Annotated in this window: 15 protein-coding genes; 13 read left to right on the plus strand and 2 right to left on the minus strand. The window is 63.0% G+C overall.

Annotation, left to right across the window (positions count from 1 at the left end; all coding sequences use genetic code 11):
• The first annotated feature begins 21 nt into the window (after window positions 1–21).
• Complete coding sequence (locus FFS13_RS00290) at window positions 22–1359, plus strand: SPFH domain-containing protein (protein ID WP_137817132.1); 1338 nt, start codon at window positions 22–24, stop codon at window positions 1357–1359.
• A 54-nt stretch (window positions 1360–1413) separates the two neighbouring features.
• Here FFS13_RS00290 and FFS13_RS00295 read toward each other — a convergent pair whose 3' ends face one another.
• Window positions 1414–2016, minus strand: coding sequence for a tRNA-(ms[2]io[6]A)-hydroxylase (locus FFS13_RS00295; RefSeq protein WP_137817133.1), 603 nt, complete (start codon window positions 2014–2016; stop codon window positions 1414–1416).
• 168 nt (window positions 2017–2184) lie between these two features.
• Between FFS13_RS00295 and FFS13_RS00300 the strand changes: the two genes are divergently transcribed.
• Window positions 2185–3048 carry a universal stress protein gene (locus FFS13_RS00300; protein WP_137817134.1) on the plus strand — a complete coding sequence of 288 codons (864 nt, stop codon included), beginning with the start codon at window positions 2185–2187 and terminating at the stop codon, window positions 3046–3048.
• 73 nt (window positions 3049–3121) lie between these two features.
• On the opposite strand, the gene FFS13_RS00305 is transcribed toward FFS13_RS00300, so the two are convergent.
• Window positions 3122–3598 carry a DUF1289 domain-containing protein gene (locus tag FFS13_RS00305; RefSeq protein WP_137817135.1) on the minus strand — a complete coding sequence of 159 codons (477 nt, stop codon included), beginning with the start codon at window positions 3596–3598 and terminating at the stop codon, window positions 3122–3124.
• 405 nt (window positions 3599–4003) lie between these two features.
• Between FFS13_RS00305 and acnB the strand changes: the two genes are divergently transcribed.
• The 11 genes from acnB to FFS13_RS00360 all read left to right on the plus strand — a co-directional run bounded on the left by acnB (window position 4004) and on the right by FFS13_RS00360 (window position 18342).
• On the plus strand, window positions 4004–6604 hold the full coding sequence (gene acnB / locus FFS13_RS00310; RefSeq protein WP_137817413.1) for a bifunctional aconitate hydratase 2/2-methylisocitrate dehydratase: 2601 nt from the start codon (window positions 4004–4006) through the stop codon (window positions 6602–6604).
• Between the two features lie 138 nt (window positions 6605–6742).
• On the plus strand, window positions 6743–6952 hold the full coding sequence (locus tag FFS13_RS00315; RefSeq protein ID WP_137817136.1) for a YgdI/YgdR family lipoprotein: 210 nt from the start codon (window positions 6743–6745) through the stop codon (window positions 6950–6952).
• 209 nt (window positions 6953–7161) lie between these two features.
• The gene (locus FFS13_RS00320; protein WP_137817137.1) at window positions 7162–8379 is read left to right on the plus strand and encodes a CmpA/NrtA family ABC transporter substrate-binding protein; all 1218 of its coding nucleotides are present in this window, start codon (window positions 7162–7164) and stop codon (window positions 8377–8379) included.
• 19 nt (window positions 8380–8398) lie between these two features.
• The gene (locus FFS13_RS00325) at window positions 8399–8977 is read left to right on the plus strand and encodes an ANTAR domain-containing response regulator (protein WP_137817138.1); all 579 of its coding nucleotides are present in this window, start codon (window positions 8399–8401) and stop codon (window positions 8975–8977) included.
• Window positions 8978–9173: 196 nt separating this feature from the next.
• Window positions 9174–10406 (plus strand): alanine transaminase, encoded by a 1233-nt coding sequence (gene alaC, locus FFS13_RS00330; protein WP_137817139.1) that lies wholly within the window; start codon window positions 9174–9176, stop codon window positions 10404–10406.
• 427 nt (window positions 10407–10833) lie between these two features.
• The gene (locus FFS13_RS00335) at window positions 10834–12222 is read left to right on the plus strand and encodes a CmpA/NrtA family ABC transporter substrate-binding protein (protein WP_137817140.1); all 1389 of its coding nucleotides are present in this window, start codon (window positions 10834–10836) and stop codon (window positions 12220–12222) included.
• Between the two features lie 59 nt (window positions 12223–12281).
• Window positions 12282–13271 (plus strand): ABC transporter permease, encoded by a 990-nt coding sequence (locus FFS13_RS00340; protein WP_137817141.1) that lies wholly within the window; start codon window positions 12282–12284, stop codon window positions 13269–13271.
• Between the two features lie 24 nt (window positions 13272–13295).
• Window positions 13296–14090, plus strand: a complete 795-nt coding sequence (locus tag FFS13_RS00345; protein ID WP_137817142.1) for an ABC transporter ATP-binding protein — start codon at window positions 13296–13298, stop codon at window positions 14088–14090.
• Between the two features lie 221 nt (window positions 14091–14311).
• The gene (locus FFS13_RS00350) at window positions 14312–14755 is read left to right on the plus strand and encodes a thioesterase family protein (RefSeq protein WP_137817143.1); all 444 of its coding nucleotides are present in this window, start codon (window positions 14312–14314) and stop codon (window positions 14753–14755) included.
• A 413-nt stretch (window positions 14756–15168) separates the two neighbouring features.
• Window positions 15169–16380, plus strand: coding sequence for a NarK/NasA family nitrate transporter (locus FFS13_RS00355; RefSeq protein ID WP_137817144.1), 1212 nt, complete (start codon window positions 15169–15171; stop codon window positions 16378–16380).
• A 291-nt stretch (window positions 16381–16671) separates the two neighbouring features.
• A complete protein-coding gene (locus FFS13_RS00360) occupies window positions 16672–18342 on the plus strand; it encodes a bifunctional protein-serine/threonine kinase/phosphatase (RefSeq protein ID WP_137817145.1) in 1671 nt (556 codons plus the stop codon).
• The last annotated feature ends 128 nt before the right edge of the window (window positions 18343–18470 follow it).

An 18470-nucleotide genomic window follows, 5' to 3' on the forward strand; every position in this document is an offset into this window, starting at 1 on the left:
ATCCGCTTTCAAGGAGCGATCATGCTGTTCAGCAAGGAGCAACTGTTCAAATACCTGGGCCTACCCGCCCTGCTCGCCGTTCTCGCCTACATCGCCTTCAACGGCGTGTTCTTCTATAACGAGGCCGGCTTCGCCACCCATGTCCGGACCATCTTCGGCGAAGAAAAGATCGTCGATGACGTCGGCTACGCGACCAAATGGTTCGGCCGCGCCACGCCCTGGAAGAAGGCCCTGAGCGTGCAGTCGGTACTCACCGAGGCCCTGGCGACCGACGACAACAGCGACAACGACTCCCTCGGCGCCACCATCGAAGCCTTCCCCATCGTGTTTCTCGGCAACGTCGACGCCAAGGTCGAGTCTTCCGCGCGCATTCGGCTGCCCAGCGGCGAAGCCTTCCTGAAGATCGCTCAGGAATACCGCAATCCGGAAAACTTCATCAAGACCGCCCTGGTCCCGGCGATCAAGGAAACCCTACAGGCCACCGCCTCGCTGATGAGTGCCGATGATTTCTACTCCGGCGCTCGCAGTGAGTTCGCCGCCGAGTTCGAAAACCAGTTGAATGACGGCCTGTACCTGATCAAACGCAAAGAAGTACGCACCACTCGCGGCCACCAGCCTCAGCAGACCGCGATCCTGCAGGCCGGCAGTGAGCAAGGTGCTTTTGGCGACAACAACGTCAGCCAGTTCGTCACCGAGAAGGTCACCGACGCCAAGGGCATTCCGGTGCGCAAGCAGCAGCAATTTCGCAAATACGGCGTGGAAGTGGTGGAGGCGCGCATCACTAACGTCGACCCCAATCCGCAGTACAAGCAGCGCATGGTCAAGGTTCAGCAGGCCCTGGCCGACCTGGCGGTAGCCCGGCAAAACCGCCTGAAGGAAGAGGAAGAGAAGCTCCTGGTCACCGCCCGTGGCGAGAAAGACGTCGAAGCCCGACGCCAGGAAACCCTGCGCGACCAGATCGAACGCACCACGCTGGCTGAAACCGAGAAACAGCTCGCCGTAATCAACGCCCAGCGGGAAAAACAGCGCGCCGAGATCGAGAAGCAGACGGCTGAAGTGCTGCGTGACAAAGCCGCCATCACCGCCCAAGCGACCAAGACCACCGCCGATGCCGAGGCCTATGCCCGTGAAGCGGTGATCAAGGCCGACGGTGCGCTGCAGCCGAAACTCGACGCGCTGATCGCCATCAACAAGGTCTGGGCCGAGGCTGCCGCACAGGCGCCGGTACCCAGCGTGATGATGGCCGGCAGCGGCCAGGACGCCGGCAGCAGCCGGCAGGGCGAGATCGGTCAACTGATGGGTGTACTCGCCACCAAGGCCGCGCGGGATCTGGCGCTGGATTTGAAGGTGAAGGAGTAACCCTTCCCGAAACGAAAAAAGCGCCTGATCAGGCGCTTTTTTCTTGCCTATGAATCAGGCCGCGGCGCCGCTATGGAAGCGAAACTCGCTGTCCGGCGTCAGAATCGCCTCACGCTCGATTTCCGCAAAGAAGGCCACGCGCGCCTCAATCGACGCCCCGGCATAGTCCTGGGCCAGCTTCAGATAGCCTTGGTAATGCCGCGCCTCCGATTTCAGCAGCGAGCGATAGAACTTCCCCAACTCCTCATCGAGATGCGGCGCCAGACGGGAAAAGCGCTCGCAGGAGCGCGCCTCGATAAAGGCGCCAACGATCAGCGTATCAATCAACTTATGCGGTTCAGAACTGCGCATGTGCTTGTGCAAACGCTGGGCATAGAGCGCTGCGCTGATTGGACGATAGGGAATTGCGCGTTTTTTCATCAGCGCGGCGACCTGCTCGAAATGCCGCAGTTCCTCACGGGCCAATCGCGACATTTTGTATTGCAAATCGGCCTTTTCGATGTAGCGAAACATCAGCGTGATCGCCGTTGAGGCGGCCTTTTTCTCGCAGTTGGCGTGATCAATCAGCAGTACATCCTGATTCTGCAAAGCCTGGGCAATCCAGGCATCCGGCGTCGGGCAAAGCAGGAAAGAGTCAATTTCGGGGAGCGAGTGCATGATCTCACAGGGCGTCATTTCGACGCTGGCAGGCAGGCCTAGGGCGGGCCATTATACGAATGCAGGCGAAGACGACCAGTCGAGCGTTCGATATGAGTCATGAACATCGACTGCAGCCGGCAACTATAGTGGTTTAAGACATTCGCAATCACTCGCGGGGAGACGACCATGCAAGCCATTCGCAGCATTCTGGTGATAATTGAGCCTGAGCAACCGGAAGGTCTCGCGCTGAAACGGGCCAAGCTGATCGCTGGAGTGACTCAGTCGCACCTGCACCTGCTGATCTGCGACAAAAAGCACGATCACTCGGCCCTCCTCACCGACCTCAGCAGCACGCTGCAGCAGGAGGGTTACAGCGTTTCCAACCAACAGGCCTGGCACGACAACCTGCATCAAACCATCATCACCACGCAGCAGGCCGAAGGCTGCGGGCTGGTGATCAAGCAACACCGCCCGGACAACCCACTGAAGAAGGCCCTGCTCACCCCGGATGACTGGAAGCTGCTGCGCTACTGCCCTGGCCCAGTCCTGATGGTGAAAACCGACACCCCCTGGGCCGGCGGCATCATCCTCGCCGCCGTCGATGTCGGCAACGCCGATGGCGAGCACCGCACGCTGCACGCCAGCATCATCAATCACGCCTATGAGATCGCCGGCTTGGCCAAAGCGAGCCTGCACGTGATCAGCGCCCATCCCTCGCCCATGCTCTCAGCCGCCGACCCGGTGTTCCAACTCAAGGAAACCATCGAGGCGCGCTACCGTGAGCAGTGCAAAGCCTTTCAGGCCGAGTACGACTTCAGCGACGAGCAATTGCACATAGAAGAAGGCCCGGCCGATGTGCTGATCCCGTACATGGCCCATAAGCTCAACGCCGCGGTCACGGTGATCGGCACCGTAGCGCGCACCGGTCTTTCCGGTGCGCTGATCGGCAACACCGCCGAGGTGGTGCTGGACACCTTGGAAAGCGACGTCTTGGTGCTGAAACCCGATGCGATCATCGCCCATCTGGAGGAACTGGTCACGCAACGCTAGACCCAGCCGCACTAAAAAAGCCGCCAGCAGGCGGCTTTTTTGTTGGCCAGTGGATTCCGTAAAAAAGCCGGGCTTAAACGCGTTTTTCCAGGCCGTCCTGTAAAAACCGCGGGGCGATATAACGCTCGTAATGCGCCTCGGACAGCAGAAAGAACTCACGATCGATGGCGTCGCGCAGCTCAGGCAGTGCCCAACCGCGAAACTCGGGCAGCAAGGTCATGCCATAGGCGTCCAGCTGGCTGATGACGCGGGCGCCACGGGCAATCAACTGATAAGCCCAGCAATACGCCGACTGTTCGGGGACGAAGCGGATTTTGCGCTGCTCCAACTGGGCGCGCAGACGAACGGCATCGAAAACATCCAACTTCGCCGTCATGACCTGTACCAGCAGGATTTCCAGACGTCGCCAAACCGCACGCTTCTCCTCATCGTTATAGAGGTTCCAGTTCACCACCTCGTGATGGAAGCGCTTGCAGCCGCGGCACACCAGATCACCGTAAACAGTGGAGCAGAGGCCGACGCAAGGCGTCTTGATACGTTGATTGGACATGGCGTGGCGGTACGAACAGAGGGGAAACAGGCGGGCATCTTAGCCCTTTGTCTTAGTAGGGTCACCCCAGCGCATGTGGGGCTGTGTCTTAACTTTGCTGGTGTTTTCCAGTAGAATCGGCCCGCCTTTTAGGCACCAATGTCCGTTAGAAGCTGTTTTCAAAGCGTCACGAGCACAGTTAATCCGGCAGGAATCCCGTTGGCGCTGGGCACTTCGAGTCTCGAAGGTCCAGCGTCAGCCCTCATCAAACATTCCTTTCGGCGTAAAACTTTGAAAACAGCTTCTGGATGGGGCCACTGAAACCTTGGCCAAGCGGCTCAAAAAGCCGCGAAGCGCATGCGTTCGGCGGTTTCCTGGATGAACATCCCGGACAACCCTATGGGATCACTGATGAGGGTAAAAACTGTGCTTGAAGCCTATCGCAAACACATTGCAGAGCGTGCCGCTCAGGGCATCGTGCCCCAGCCGCTAAACGCCGAACAAACCGCAGGCCTGGTCGAGCTGCTGAAGAACCCGCCCGCTGGCGAGGAAGCTGTCCTCGTCGATCTGATCACCAACCGCGTGCCGCCAGGCGTGGACGAAGCCGCCTACGTCAAGGCCGGTTTCCTTTCGGCGCTGGCCAAAGGCGAAGTCAGCTCGCCGCTGCTGGATAAAAAGCGCGCCGTCGAGCTGCTCGGCACCATGCAGGGCGGTTACAACATCGTCACCCTGGTCGACCTGTTGGACGACGCCGAACTGGCCCCGGTTGCGGCCAAAGAGCTCAAGCACACCCTGCTGATGTTCGACGCCTTCCACGACGTCGCGGAAAAAGCCAAGAACGGTAACGCTCACGCTAAGGCTGTAATGCAGTCCTGGGCCGATGGCGAGTGGTTCAAGAACCGTCCGACCTTGGCCGACAAGATCAGCCTGCGCGTGTTCAAGGTCACCGGCGAAACCAACACCGACGACCTGTCCCCAGCGCCAGATGCCTGGTCGCGCCCTGATATTCCGCTGCACGCCCTGGCCATGCTGAAAATGGCCCGCGACGGCATCGTGCCGGATGAGCAAGGCGCCATCGGCCCGATGAAGCAGATCGAAGCCATGCGCAACGACGGCTTCCCGATCGCCTACGTCGGTGACGTGGTCGGTACCGGTTCCTCGCGTAAATCGGCGACCAACTCGGTACTGTGGTTCTTCGGCGACGACGTGCCGTATGTCCCGAACAAGCGCTCCGGCGGCTTCTGCTTCGGCAGCAAAATTGCCCCGATCTTCTACAACACCATGGAAGATGCCGGCGCCCTGCCGATCGAGTTCGACGTCACCCAGCTGAACATGGGCGACGTGATCGACCTGTACCCGCACGCGGGTAAAGTCACCAAGCACGACAGCGACGAAGTCCTGGCCACCTTCGAAATGAAGACCCCGGTGCTGCTCGACGAAGTTCGCGCTGGCGGCCGTATCCCGCTGATCATCGGCCGTGGCCTGACCGAGAAGGCGCGCGCCGAGCTGGGTCTGCCGTCTTCCGAGCTGTTCAACAAGCCTGAAGCTCCGGCTGAAAGCACCAAGGGTTTCACCCTGGCGCAGAAGATGGTCGGCAAGGCGTGCGGCGTCGCTGGCGTTCGCCCAGGTACCTACTGCGAACCGAAGATGACCACAGTCGGCTCCCAGGACACCACGGGGCCGATGACCCGTGACGAGCTGAAAGACCTGGCGTGCCTGGGCTTCTCCACCGATCTGGTGATGCAGTCGTTCTGCCACACCGCGGCCTATCCGAAGCCGATCGACGTCACCACGCACCACACCCTGCCCGACTTCATCATGACCCGCGGCGGCGTGTCCCTGCGTCCGGGCGACGGCATCATCCACAGCTGGCTGAACCGCATGCTGCTGCCGGACACCGTCGGCACCGGTGGCGACTCCCACACCCGTTTCCCGATGGGGATTTCCTTCCCGGCCGGTTCCGGCCTGGTCGCCTTCGCCGCAGCCACTGGCGTCATGCCGCTGGACATGCCGGAGTCGATCCTGGTGCGCTTCAAAGGCAAAATGCAACCGGGCGTCACCCTGCGTGACCTGGTGCATGCCATTCCTTACTACGCGATCCAGGCTGGCCTGCTGACCGTCGAGAAGAAAGGCAAGAAGAACGCCTTCTCCGGCCGCATCCTGGAAATCGAAGGCCTGGACAACCTGAGCATCGAGCAAGCGTTCGAGCTGTCCGACGCCTCGGCCGAACGTTCGGCCGCCGGTTGCACCATCAAGCTGTCGAAAGAGTCGATCGCCGAGTACCTGAGCTCCAACATCACCCTGCTGCGCTGGATGATCGGCGAAGGCTACGGCGATGCGCGCACGCTGGAGCGTCGTGCTCAAGCGATGGAAGCCTGGATCGCCAACCCGGAGCTGATGGTTGCCGATGCTGACGCCGAATACGCCGAAGTCATCGAAATCGACCTGGCCGACATCAAGGAGCCGGTGCTCTGCGCGCCGAACGATCCGGACGACGCCCGTCTGCTCTCCAGCGTGGCTGGCGAGAAGATCGACGAAGTGTTCATCGGTTCGTGCATGACCAACATCGGTCACTTCCGCGCGGCCGGTAAACTGCTGGATCAGGTCAAGGGTCAGCTGCCAACCCGTCTGTGGCTGTCGCCGCCGACCAAGATGGACGCGCACCAGCTGACCGAAGAAGGCTACTACGGCATCTACGGCAAGGCTGGCGCGCGCATGGAAATGCCGGGCTGCTCGCTGTGCATGGGCAACCAGGCACGCGTTGAAGCGAACTCCACCGTGGTGTCGACCTCGACCCGTAACTTCCCGAACCGTCTGGGCGATGGCGCCAACGTCTACCTGGCTTCGGCCGAGCTGGCGTCGGTGGCTTCGATCCTGGGTCGCCTGCCGACCGTCGAGGAGTACATGGAGTACGCCGGTAAAATCGACAGCATGGCTGCCGACGTTTACCGCTACCTGAGCTTCGACCAGATCGCCGAGTTCCGTGAAGCCGCGGCGAACGCCAATATCCCGGTCGTTCAAGCCTAACGGCATAGCGTCAAGAAGAGCCCCGCCCAGTGCGGGGCTTTTTCTTTTCAATAGCACCTTGCGGGCGCAGCTAGAGCAGCTATTTTCCTGATTAGGGGCGGCCCCGTGCGGAGCGCTCCAACCTTCAGGAGTAGCCAAATGAAGCACTGGATTCTCGCTGCAGTCTGCCTAGTAGCCCTGAGTGGCTGTGCCAGTGAATACCTTATTTCCACCGTCGATGGCCAACTGCTGACCACCTACGACAAGCCCGAACTCGACAAAGATACCGGCATGCTGGAGTTCGAGGATAGCGAAGGCCGCGAACAGCACATCCCGCAGTCCCAGGTGAAACAAATCATCGAACGCTGAGGCCAGGCGTTTCTCAACCCAAACCCCGCTTCGGCGGGGTTTTGTTTTTCTACCCTCAGACGGACTGCTGGCATATCGCTTGCTAGGTCATGTTTAGCAGAACTCTCTCCAACGGCGGAGTCAGTTCGTAGACAATGGCGTCGCTTCCGGCTACCAACCCTTGGAGTAGCTGGAGCGGCGCCTTTTTGTTCAACGGCGGAACAAAACACATGACCGATAACAGCAGCAGTACACGCACAGACAACCTGGCCTGGGTCGCCGGCTCGGATGCCCCGGAAAAGAGCGCACTGGACCTGGGCTTCATGGCCCTGACCGACTCCGCCTCACTGATAGTCGCGGCCACCCAGGGCTTCGCCCAACCCTACGGCCTGACCCTCAACCTGCAGCGTCAGGCCTCCTGGGCGACCCTGCGCGACAAGCTGCTGAGCGGCGAGCTCGACGCCGCCCAGGCCCTCTACGGCCAGGTCTACGGCATCCACCTCGGTCTCAGCGGCCCGGCCACCGACATGGCCATCCTCATGGGCCTGTGCCAGAACGGCCAGGCGATCAACCTTTCCGAGCCGCTCAAACAGGCCGGCGTGACAACTGCCGAAGCACTGGCTGCGCGGGTGCGCCAAAGCGGTGCAAAACTCACCTTCGCGCAGACCTTCCCCACCGGCACCCACGCCATGTGGCTCAACTACTGGCTGGCCAGCCACGGCATCCATCCGCTGGAGGATGTGCACGGCGTCGTCGTGCCCCCCTCGCAGATGGTCACCCATCTCAAGGCCGGGCGGATCGACGGTTTCTGCGCCGGCGGCCCCTGGGGCGCACTGGCGGTGGAGGAAGGCCAGGGCTTCACCCTCGCCACCAGTCAGATGATCTGGGCCGATCACCCGGAGAAAGTCCTCGGCGTCACCCGCGAATTTGTCGAGCGCTACCCCAACACCGCCCGGGCGCTGACCATGGCCGTGCTGGAAGCCAGCCGCTTCATCGACGAAAGCGACGAGAACAAGCGCAGCACCGCGCAGTTGATCAGCGGCAGTGAGTACGTCGACGCCCCGCTCTCGGCGCTCCAGCCGCGCCTTCTCGGCCAGTACCAGGACGGCCTCGGCCATGCCTGGCTGGACAAGCACCCGCTGCGTTTCTTCGCCGATGGTAAAGTGAACATGCCATATCTCTCGGACGGCCTGTGGTTTATGACCCAGTTCCGCCGCTGGGGGCTGTTGCGTGATGACCCCGACTACCTCGGCATCGCCCAACAGATCCATCGGCTCGAACTGTACCGCGAAGCCGCCAGCGCCCTGGGTATCGCCGTGCCGGCCAGCCCCATGCGCAGCGCCACCTTGCTCGATGGCAAAGTCTGGGACGGCTCCGACCCGGCCGGTTATGCGCGCAGCTTTGCCCTGCATGCCCTGGCCGATGCGCCACAATCGCTAGCCCTTTAAGCCAGAGGATGACCTCCCTATGCTGCGAATCCTCCTGATCAACGACACCCCGAAGAAAGTCGGCCGACTCAGAGCCGCCCTGATTGAGGCCGGCTTCGACGTCATCGACGAGTCCGGGCTGACCATCGACCTGCCCGAGCGCGTCGAAGCCGTGCGCCCCGACGTGATCCTGATCGACACCGAGTCCCCCGGCCGTGACGTGATGGAGCAAGTGGTGTTGGTCACTCGCGACCAGCCGCGGCCCATCGTCATGTTCACCGACGAGCACGACCCCGGCGTGATGCGCCAGGCCATCCAGTCGGGGGTCAGCGCCTACATAGTCGAAGGCATCCAGGCCCAGCGCCTGCAGCCGATTCTCGACGTCGCCATGGCCCGCTTCGAGAGCGACCAGGCGCTGCGCGCGCAACTGCAGGCCCGCGATGCCCAACTGGCCGAACGCAAGCGCATCGAGCTGGCCAAAGGCATGCTGATGAAGATGAAGAATTGCAACGAGGAAGAGGCCTATACCCTGATGCGCCGCCAGGCCATGAGCCGGCAACAGAAACTGATCCAGGTGGCCGAGCAGATCATTGCCATGAGCGAACTGCTGGGCCCGTAGGGTGGATGGCGCTCTATCCATCCACCAGACACGCCTTAGCCATGGTGGATGGATAAAGCGCCATCCACCCTACAACTCCTTCGAAATCTTAGAAAACTCGACAACGGCCCCGCCGCCCGCTTATCTTCGCCTCCTGGCCAGCGCACTGGCCAACGTCGCTCGGACGGTTCCGGGCGCTTACGTCTCCGAGGAAAGCATGGCTGACCAAGCTTCGCGCCGCTTTGCGCGCATCGATCGTCTCCCCCCTTACGTGTTCAACATCACCGCCGAGCTGAAGATGGCCGCCCGTCGCCGTGGCGAGGACATCATCGACTTCAGCATGGGCAACCCCGACGGCGCCACCCCGCCGCACATAGTCGAGAAGCTGGTGCAGGTCGCCCAGCGCGAGGACACCCACGGCTACTCCACCTCCCGTGGCATCCCACGCCTGCGCCGGGCCATCTCGCGCTGGTACAAGGACCGCTACGCGGTCGAGATCGACCCGGAAAGCGAAGCCATAGTCACCATCGGCTCCAAGGAAGGCCTGGCGCACCTGATGCTCGCCACCCTCGATCATGGCGACACCGTGCTGGTGCCCAACCCGAGCTACCCGATCCACATCTACGGCGCGGTGATCGCCGGCGCCCAGGTGCGCTCGGTGCCGCTGGTGCCCGGCCTGGACTTCTTCGCCGAGCTGGAACGGGCGATCCGCGAGAGCATCCCGAAGCCGAAGATGATGATCCTCGGCTTCCCCTCCAACCCCACCGCGCAGTGCGTGGAGCTGGACTTCTTCGAGCGCGTGGTGGCCCTGGCCAAGCAGTACGACGTGCTGGTGATCCACGACCTGGCCTACGCCGACATCGTCTACGACGGCTGGAAAGCCCCCTCGATCATGCAGGTGCCGGGCGCCAAGGACATCGCCGTGGAGTTCTTCACCCTGTCCAAGAGCTACAACATGGCCGGCTGGCGCATCGGTTTCATGGTCGGCAATCAAGAACTCGTGAGCGCCCTGGCGCGGATCAAGAGCTACCACGACTACGGCACCTTCACCCCGCTGCAGGTGGCCGCCATCGCCGCCCTGGAAGGCGATCAGCAATGCGTGCGTGATATCGCCGAGCAGTACAAGCAGCGCCGCGACGCGATGGTCAAAGGCCTGCACGAGGCCGGCTGGATGGTGGAGAACCCGAAAGCCTCGATGTACATCTGGGCCAAGATTCCCGAACCCTACGCCCAGCTCGGCTCGCTGGAGTTCGCCAAGAAGCTGCTGGCCGAGGCCAAGGTCTGCGTCTCGCCCGGCATCGGCTTCGGCGATTACGGCGACGACCATGTGCGCTTCGCCCTGATCGAGAACCAGGATCGCATCCGCCAGGCCGTACGGGGCATCAAGGCGATGTTCCGCGCCGACGGCCTGCTGGAGCCCGGGAAACCGCGCAAGCCCGCCGGCAACTGAGCCTGCGCGCCCTTCTCGGCAATCGAGCAGGGCGCGTCCGCCTGCACCAATCCCGCGCCCCAACCCCAAGCAGCGGCGTTCGGTGCACGCCAATGGGCCGCCCTGAGGCCCGGACTTATACCGGCCCGCAGGCGCTCACGAGGTTTTTCCAACCCTGGCCACGACCCTGCAAGCGCCTTCCAAGTCATTGATTTAAAAGCAAACTTTTCAGGCTATCGAGGCAGCCGCGGGCTAGCCGGCAACCCGTATCCGGGTGGCTCAACGCAAAACCTGGCAAGCCCCTTGCAATTACCCCCTCAGCACCCGTCTTCAGATCGCCAACGGCGGTGATCAGGACGAATAGACAAAGACGTCAAAGGCACCCTGCCCCTTCCGGGCGGAGCTGTCTGCGACGTCTTTTTTCGTTTCTGACACATGAGGGATCACCATGAGTACCACTCGCAATCGCCGTAACCTGATTAAAAAAGCCCTGACTGGCCTGAGCTGCGCCGCCGTCTTGCTGCTCTCGCCGCTGAGCACGCAGATCGCCCTGGCTGCCAACCCGGAGAAGGAAGAGTTGAAGCTCGGCTTTATCAAGCTGACCGACATGGCGCCGCTGGCCATTGCCTATGAAAAAGGCTTCTTCGAAGACGAAGGCCTGTTCGTTACCCTGGAAGCCCAGGCCAACTGGAAGGTGCTGCTGGACCGGGTGATCACCGGCGAGCTGGACGGCGCCCATATGCTCGCCGGTCAACCGCTGGGAGCGACCATCGGCTTCGGCACCAAGGCCGAGGTGGTCACCGCCTTCTCCATGGACCTCAACGGCAACGGCATCACCCTGTCCAACGCGGTCTGGGAGGAAATGAAGAAGCACGTGCCGATGGAGAACGGCAAGCCGGTGCACCCGATCAAGGCCGATGCGCTCAAGCCGGTGATCGACCAGTACAAGGCCAAGGGCAAGCCCTTCAACCTCGGCATGGTCTTCCCGGTTTCCACCCACAACTATGAGCTGCGCTACTGGCTGGCCGCCGGCGGTATCAACCCGGGCTACTACGCGCCGGCCAAGGGCGACATCACCGGCACCCTCAACGCCGACGCCCTGCTCTCTGTGACCCCGCCGCCGCAGATGCCGGCCACCCTCGAGGCCGGCACCATCAACGGCTATAGCGTGGGCGAACCCTGGAACCAGGCCGCCGTGTTCAAGGGCATCGGCGTACCGGTGATCACCGATTACGAAATCTGGAAAAACAACCCGGAAAAGGTCTTCGGTGTCTCCAAGACCTGGGCCGACGCCAACCCGGAAACCCACAAGCGTCTGATCAAGGCGCTGATCCGCGCCGGCATGTGGCTGGATGCGAACAACAACGCCAACCGCCAGGAAGCCGTGGAGATCCTCTCGCGCCCCGAGTACGTCGGTGCCGACGCCAAGGTGATCGCCAACTCGATGACCGGCACCTTCGAGTACGAGAAGGGTGACAAGCGTGAAGTCCCCGACTTCAACGTGTTCTTCCGCCACAACGCCACCTACCCCTACTACTCCGACGCCATCTGGTACCTGACCCAAATGCGCCGCTGGGGCCAGGTCGGCGAAGCCAAGCCGGACAGCTGGTACTTCGACGTGGCCAAGCAGGTCTACCTGCCAGACGTCTACAAGACCGCCGCCGCCGAGCTGGTCAAGGAGGGCAAGGCCAAGGCCGAGGATTTCCCGCCGGCCAGCGAAGAAGGCTTCCGCGCGCCGAGCAACGAGTTCATCGATGGCCTCACCTATGACGGGCGCAAACCGAACGCGTACATCAACCAGTTCAAGATTGGTCTGAAACCCGACTCCGTTCTGTAACGCATCAACTGCCCAGGGAGCCGGACACGCCGGCTCCCCTCTGCTCCGAGGACAAGACGATGAGCAACCCCGCCGTCGCCCAGCCCATCCAAGACACCCTGAAATCCGCCCGCAGTGCTGCCATCAAGCGTTGGTTGCCCAGCGTGCTGATGCCCGTGATCGGCATCCTCGCCTTTCTGCTGTTCTGGCAGATGATTGCCGGCAGCATCGACACCAGCCTCGGTAAATTCCCCGGCCCGACCCAGGTAGCCAGCCAGTTCGGCACCCTGGTGGATGAGCACCTGGGCGAACAGAGAAAAGCCGATGCCTTCTTCGAACGTCAAGAACTACGCAACGCCGAGAAATTGGCCCAGGATCCCGAAGCCAAGGTCAGCATCCGCCCCTACACCGGCAAGCCGACCTTCTTCAAACAGATCTTCACCAGCCTCTACACCGTGCTGACCGGCTTCCTCATCGCCTCGTTGGTCGCCATCCCGCTGGGCATCGTCTGCGGCCTGAGCAAGCCGATCTACAGCGCAGTCAACCCGCTGATTCAGATATTCAAGCCGGTTTCGCCGCTGGCCTGGCTGCCACTGGTGACTATGGTGGTCAGCGCCGTCTACACCAGCAGCGACCCGCTGCTGGCCAAATCCTTCATCACCTCGGCGGTTACCGTGGCGCTGTGCTGCCTGTGGCCGACCGTGATCAACACCACCGTGGGGGTGGCCAATCTCGACAAGGATCTGCAAAACGTCAGCCGCGTGCTCAGCCTGTCGCCACTCAGCCATGTACGCCGCATCGTCCTGCCGGCCGCTATCCCGATGATCTTCACCGGCCTGCGCCTGTCGCTGGCCACCGGCTGGATGGTGCTGATCGCCGCCGAGATGCTGGCGCAGAACCCGGGCCTGGGGAAATTCATCTGGGACGAGTTCCAGAACGGCAGCTCCAACTCGCTGGGGCGGATCATGGTCGCCGTGATTGTCATCGGCCTGATCGGCTTCGTCCTCGACCGTCTGATGCTCATGCTCCAGCGCCACGTCAGCTGGGACAAGAACGCAGACCTGCGCTAAGCGACCATTATTCAGGAGTCCGTCATGAACAATGCACACCTTGAACTGACCGGCGTCGGCATCAGCTTTCCCTCCGACAAGGGACTGTACTGCGCCCTGCAGAACGTCAATCTGAAAATCGCCAAGGGCGAATTCGTCTCGCTGATCGGCCATTCCGGCTGCGGCAAGTCGACCGTGCTGAATATAGTCGCCGGTCTCTACCAGGCCAGCACCGGCGGGGTGATACTCGACGGCCGCGAGGTCAACTCACCCGGCCCGGAGCGCGCCGTAGTGTTCCAGAACCACAGCCTGCTGCCCTGGCTGAGCTGCTACCAGAACATCGAACTGGCCGTGCGCCAGGTCTTCCAGGGCAAGAAGTCGAAGGCGCAAATGCGCGAGTGGATCGAGCACAACCTCAACCTGGTGCACATGAGCCATGCCCGCGACAAGCGTCCCAGCGAAATTTCCGGCGGCATGAAGCAGCGCATTGGTATCGCCCGTGCGCTGGCCATGCGCCCCAAGGTGCTGCTGATGGACGAACCCTTCGGCGCCCTGGATGCCCTGACCCGCGCGCACCTGCAGGACTCGCTGATGGAGATCCACGCCGAGCTGCGCAACACGGTGATCATGATCACCCACGACGTCGACGAAGCCGTGCTGCTGTCCGACCGCATCGTGATGATGAGCAACGGCCCGGCGGCCACCATCGGCGACATCCTCGAGGTCGAGCTACCACGCCCGCGCGACCGCATGGCACTGGCCCACGACGGGCGCTACCACGAATACCGCGCCGCGGTGCTGGAGTTCCTCTACCAGCGCCAGCAGCGGCCGGCGGCATAAAGGGCGCAGCCACGGTTTTGAGCCCAGGGTCAGGGGCGAGCGCTGCGCTCTGATCCAGGGCCCATAACTGAAAAGCCATTAGCGCCTCGCACGGCCGAGCCTGCAGCAGCCTAGGCTGCGGCGGCCTAGGCTGCGGCGGCATTCAGGGCATGGATAGTCCGTAGAGCGCAAAGCAAAGGCGCGTAAAATCGCGCCTTCGTCCCTCGCCCCCGGTAGTTGCCATGGCCCGCCTGACCCTCGACTTTCCCGAAGACCAGTACTGCTACTCCACCCACCTGACCGTACGAGTGACCGATATCAATGCCGCCAACCATCTGGCCAACGACTCGATGATCTCGATGATTTCCGAGGCGCGGGCGCGCTTTCTGTTCGAGTTCGGCATTGCCGAAACCGAGGCCAACGGCACCGGCATCATAGTCACCGACCTCGCCACCACCTACAAAGCCGAGGCCCATGCGCGCGACCAGCTGCTGTTCGAAGTCGGCGTGATGGACTTCAACAAGTATGGCGGCGACATCATCTTCCGCATCAGTCGCCCCGCCGATGGCACGCAGGTGGCCATGGCCAAGTCCGGCTTCGTGTTCTTCAACTACCAGCAGTCGAAGGTGGTGCCGATGCCAGAGGCGCTGCGCAGCAGCTTCCCGCAGGTCAACTGGCTCGACTGAGCCTTGCGCACCACAAGCAGGCGCCCTGCCGCCAACGCGCCCCGTTATGCACCACAGAATGCCCGGCAACCCCGACAAAGCAGCGCCAAACCGGCACCGAGCGACTTGGCCCGACGCTTGCATTCAAGTAAGCACCGGTAACCAAAGGCGGTTACCTACTCACGACAAAGGCGTCGCCTCTTCCTGCTCCGGCAGTGTTGAGGCGCCGCCTTTTTTCGTTTCCGCCCCACCGTTCGGGGCGGGTGGGTGAGCCGCGATCCGGGCACCCGCCTTGCACCCTTATTGCTCCTGACGTGGCGTTTGCCACATGCGCCGGTCACAAGCCAGCGTTTCCCGGTCACTGGTGGCGGCTTGTCCACGACCAGGCTCAAACCCGTGACCGGGTTCTTTCACAGCCAGTTACGAGGTGTCTGATGAATACAAGTTTCTGGAAAGCTGGCCACGCACCGACGCTGTTCGCCGCCTTTCTCTATTTCGACCTGAGCTTCATGATCTGGTACGTCCTCGGTCCGCTCGGCGTGCAGATCGCCACCGACCTCGGTTTGACCACCCAGCAGCGCGCCATGATGGTCGCCACCCCGATCCTCGCCGGTGCGGTGCTGCGTTTCCTGATGGGCCTGCTGGCCGACCGCACCTCGCCCAAGAGCGCCGGACTGATCGGCCAGGTCATAGTCATCGGCGCCCTGACCGTGGCCTGGCTGCATGGCGTGCACAGCTATGAACAGGCCCTGCTGCTCGGCCTGTTCCTCGGCTTCGCCGGCGCCTCCTTCGCCGTCGCCCTGCCGCTGGCCTCACAGTGGTACCCGCCACAGCACCAGGGCAAGGCCATGGGCATCGCCGGCGCCGGCAACTCCGGCACGGTGCTGGCGGCGCTGTTCGCCCCGGTGCTGGCGGCCAGTTTCGGCTGGAGCAACGTGTTCGGCCTGGCGCTGATTCCGCTGCTGCTGACCCTGATCATCTTCGCCGGCGTCGCCCGCAACGCCCCGGAACGTCCGGCGCCCAAGTCCATGGCCGACTATTTAAAGGCTCTGGGTGACCGCGACAGCTGGTGGTTCATGTTCTTCTACAGCGTGACCTTCGGCGGCTTCCTCGGCCTGGCCAGTACCCTGCCCGGCTACTTCCACGACCAGTACGGCTTCGACCCGGTGAAGGCCGGCTACTACACCGCCGCCTGCGTGTTCGCCGGCAGCCTGATGCGCCCACTGGGTGGCGCCCTGGCCGACCGTATCGGCGGCATCCGCTCGCTGCTGGTGATGTACACCTGCGCCTCGATCTGCATCGCCGTGGTTGGCTTCAACCTGCCCAGCTCGCTGGCAGCCCTGGCCCTGTTCGTGCTCGCCATGCTCAGCCTGGGTGCCGGTAACGGCGCGGTGTTCCAGCTGGTGCCGCAGCGCTTTCGCAAGGAAATCGGCGTGATGACCGGGTTGATCGGCATGGCCGGCGGCATCGGTGGTTTCTGCCTGACCGCCGGGCTCGGCGCGATCAAGCAGTCCACCGGCTCCTACCAGCTCGGCCTGTGGCTGTTCGCCAGCCTGGGCATCCTCGCCTGGGTCGGCCTGTATGGTGTGAAGCTGCGCTGGCGCACCACCTGGGGCTCCGCTGCGGTCACCGCCGCACGGGTCTGACCTGCTTTGGAGCACATTTATTCGCGAAAGCAGGCAACTCCGAGTCGCTTTCAATCGCGAATAAATTCGCTCCCACGCCAAGAGGCAACACGAGTCACTACAGGTCGGTTGCGACAAAGGCGGGGCCAGCTCAGCCTCCTCGCACTGGTCAGGAAAGGCGGGATAGCGCCGGTAACGACGCCATCCCAGGGAAGCCGCGCCGTCTTCGCCTTTGTCTCAACCGACTTGAGCAATACTTCCCAGGGCGATTGCGATCGCCCTCTTGCACGTCCGCCCACACGAGAACACCAGATGGCCCTGCAACTGACCTTTGGCGAAGCCACCGCCACCGGCCCCCGAGCGGAAAACCAGGATGCCATCCGCGTGGTCACCCCGGCCCCGGCGCTGGCGGCGAGCAAAGGCTTTCTGTTCGCCCTGGCCGATGGCGTCAGCCAATGCGCCGATGGCGGCCTGGCCGCCCGCGCCACCCTGCAGGCCCTGGCCCTGGACTACTACGCCACCCCGGAAACCTGGGCCGTGGCGCAGTCCCTGGATCGCCTGCTGGTCGCCCACAACCGCTGGCTGCAGGCCAACGGCGGTGGTCAACCGCTGCTGACCACCCTCACCGCCCTGGTTCTGCGCGGGCGGCGCTTCACCCTGGCGCATGTCGGCGACTGCCGCGCTTACCGCTGGCTGGACGGGCAGATCGAACGCATCAGCGAAGACCATGTGTGGGAACAGCCGGGCATGCAGCATGTGCTCAAGCGCGCCATGGGTCTCGACCAGCACTTGGTGGTGGATTACCTGGAAGGCGAGCTGCGCGAAGGCGAGCGCTTCCTGCTGGTCAGCGACGGCGTCTGGGCGGCACTTGGCGACAGCCACATTCAACACATTTTGCAGGATGCCGGCGACCCCACAGCCGCCACGCAAGCGCTGGTCAGCGCCGCGCATCTGGCCGGCAGCCAGGACAACGCCAGCGCCTTGCTGGTGCAGGTCGGCACCCTGGCGCAAGGCGATCTCGCTGACACCTTGGCGCAACTGGAACACTGGCCGCTGCCACCGAAGCTGCGCGAGGGGCAGAACTTCGAGGGCTGGCAGGTCGAGCGGCTGATCGCAGAGTCGCGTCAGTCGCTGGTCTACCGCGTGCGCGATGCCCAAGCGCGGCGCTGGCTGCTGAAAACCTTGCCAGCGAGCCGCCACGACGAAGCCCAGGCCGGCCCGGCACTGCTGCAGGAAGAGTGGTTCCTGCGCCGCGTGGCCGGGCGCCACTTTCCGGAAATCCACCCGCAGCCGCAGCGCCAGCACCTCTACTACGTGATGCGCGAATACGCCGGCGAAACCCTCGCCGAGCACCTCCAGCAGAGCGGCCCGCTGGGCCTGTCGGCGTGGCTGGAGTTGGCCCCGCGCCTACTCAAGGCACTCGGCGTGCTGCACCGGCGCAATATCCTGCACCGAGACATCAAACCGGAGAATCTGCTGTGGGGCGACGACGGCGAGCTGCGCCTGCTCGACTTCGGCCTGGCCTATTGCCCGGGGTTGTCCCAGGACACCGCCCACGAACTGCCGGGCACCCCCAGCTATATCGCCCCGGAAGCCTTTGCCGGCGTGGCGCCGAGCGCGCAACAAGACCTCTACGCCGCCGGCGTCAGCCTCTATCACCTGCTGACCGGGCATTACCCCTATGGCGAGATCGAGGCCTTCCAGCATCCGCGCTTCGGCGCGCCGACGCCGGCCAGCCGCTACCGCCCCGACCTGCCAGGCTGGCTCGACGAACTGCTGCTCAAGGCCGTCGCCAACGACCCCGGCCAACGCTTCGAAACCGCCGAGGAGTGGCTGCTAGCGCTGGAACAGGGCGAACGCCAGGCGCTCAAGGTGCGCCCACGTCCGCTGCTGGAGCGCGAGCCGCTGAAGGTCTGGCGCACGGTGGCCCTGCTGTCTCTGCTCTTCAATCTGGCGCTGCTGGTGCTCAGCTTTAAATCCTGAGCGGCCCCTAGCAGGCAGTCGCCCCCGCCTGACCAGGCAACGCACCAGAACAGCGCAAACCGCCTCAAAGAGGGGCACCACTCATCCCTCAGGCCGCTCGAAAATCGCCTCAAACCTTATAAAAATCA

This window comes from Pseudomonas sp. 2FG, assembly GCF_005502935.1.
Classification (GTDB): Bacteria; Pseudomonadota; Gammaproteobacteria; order Pseudomonadales; family Pseudomonadaceae; genus Aquipseudomonas.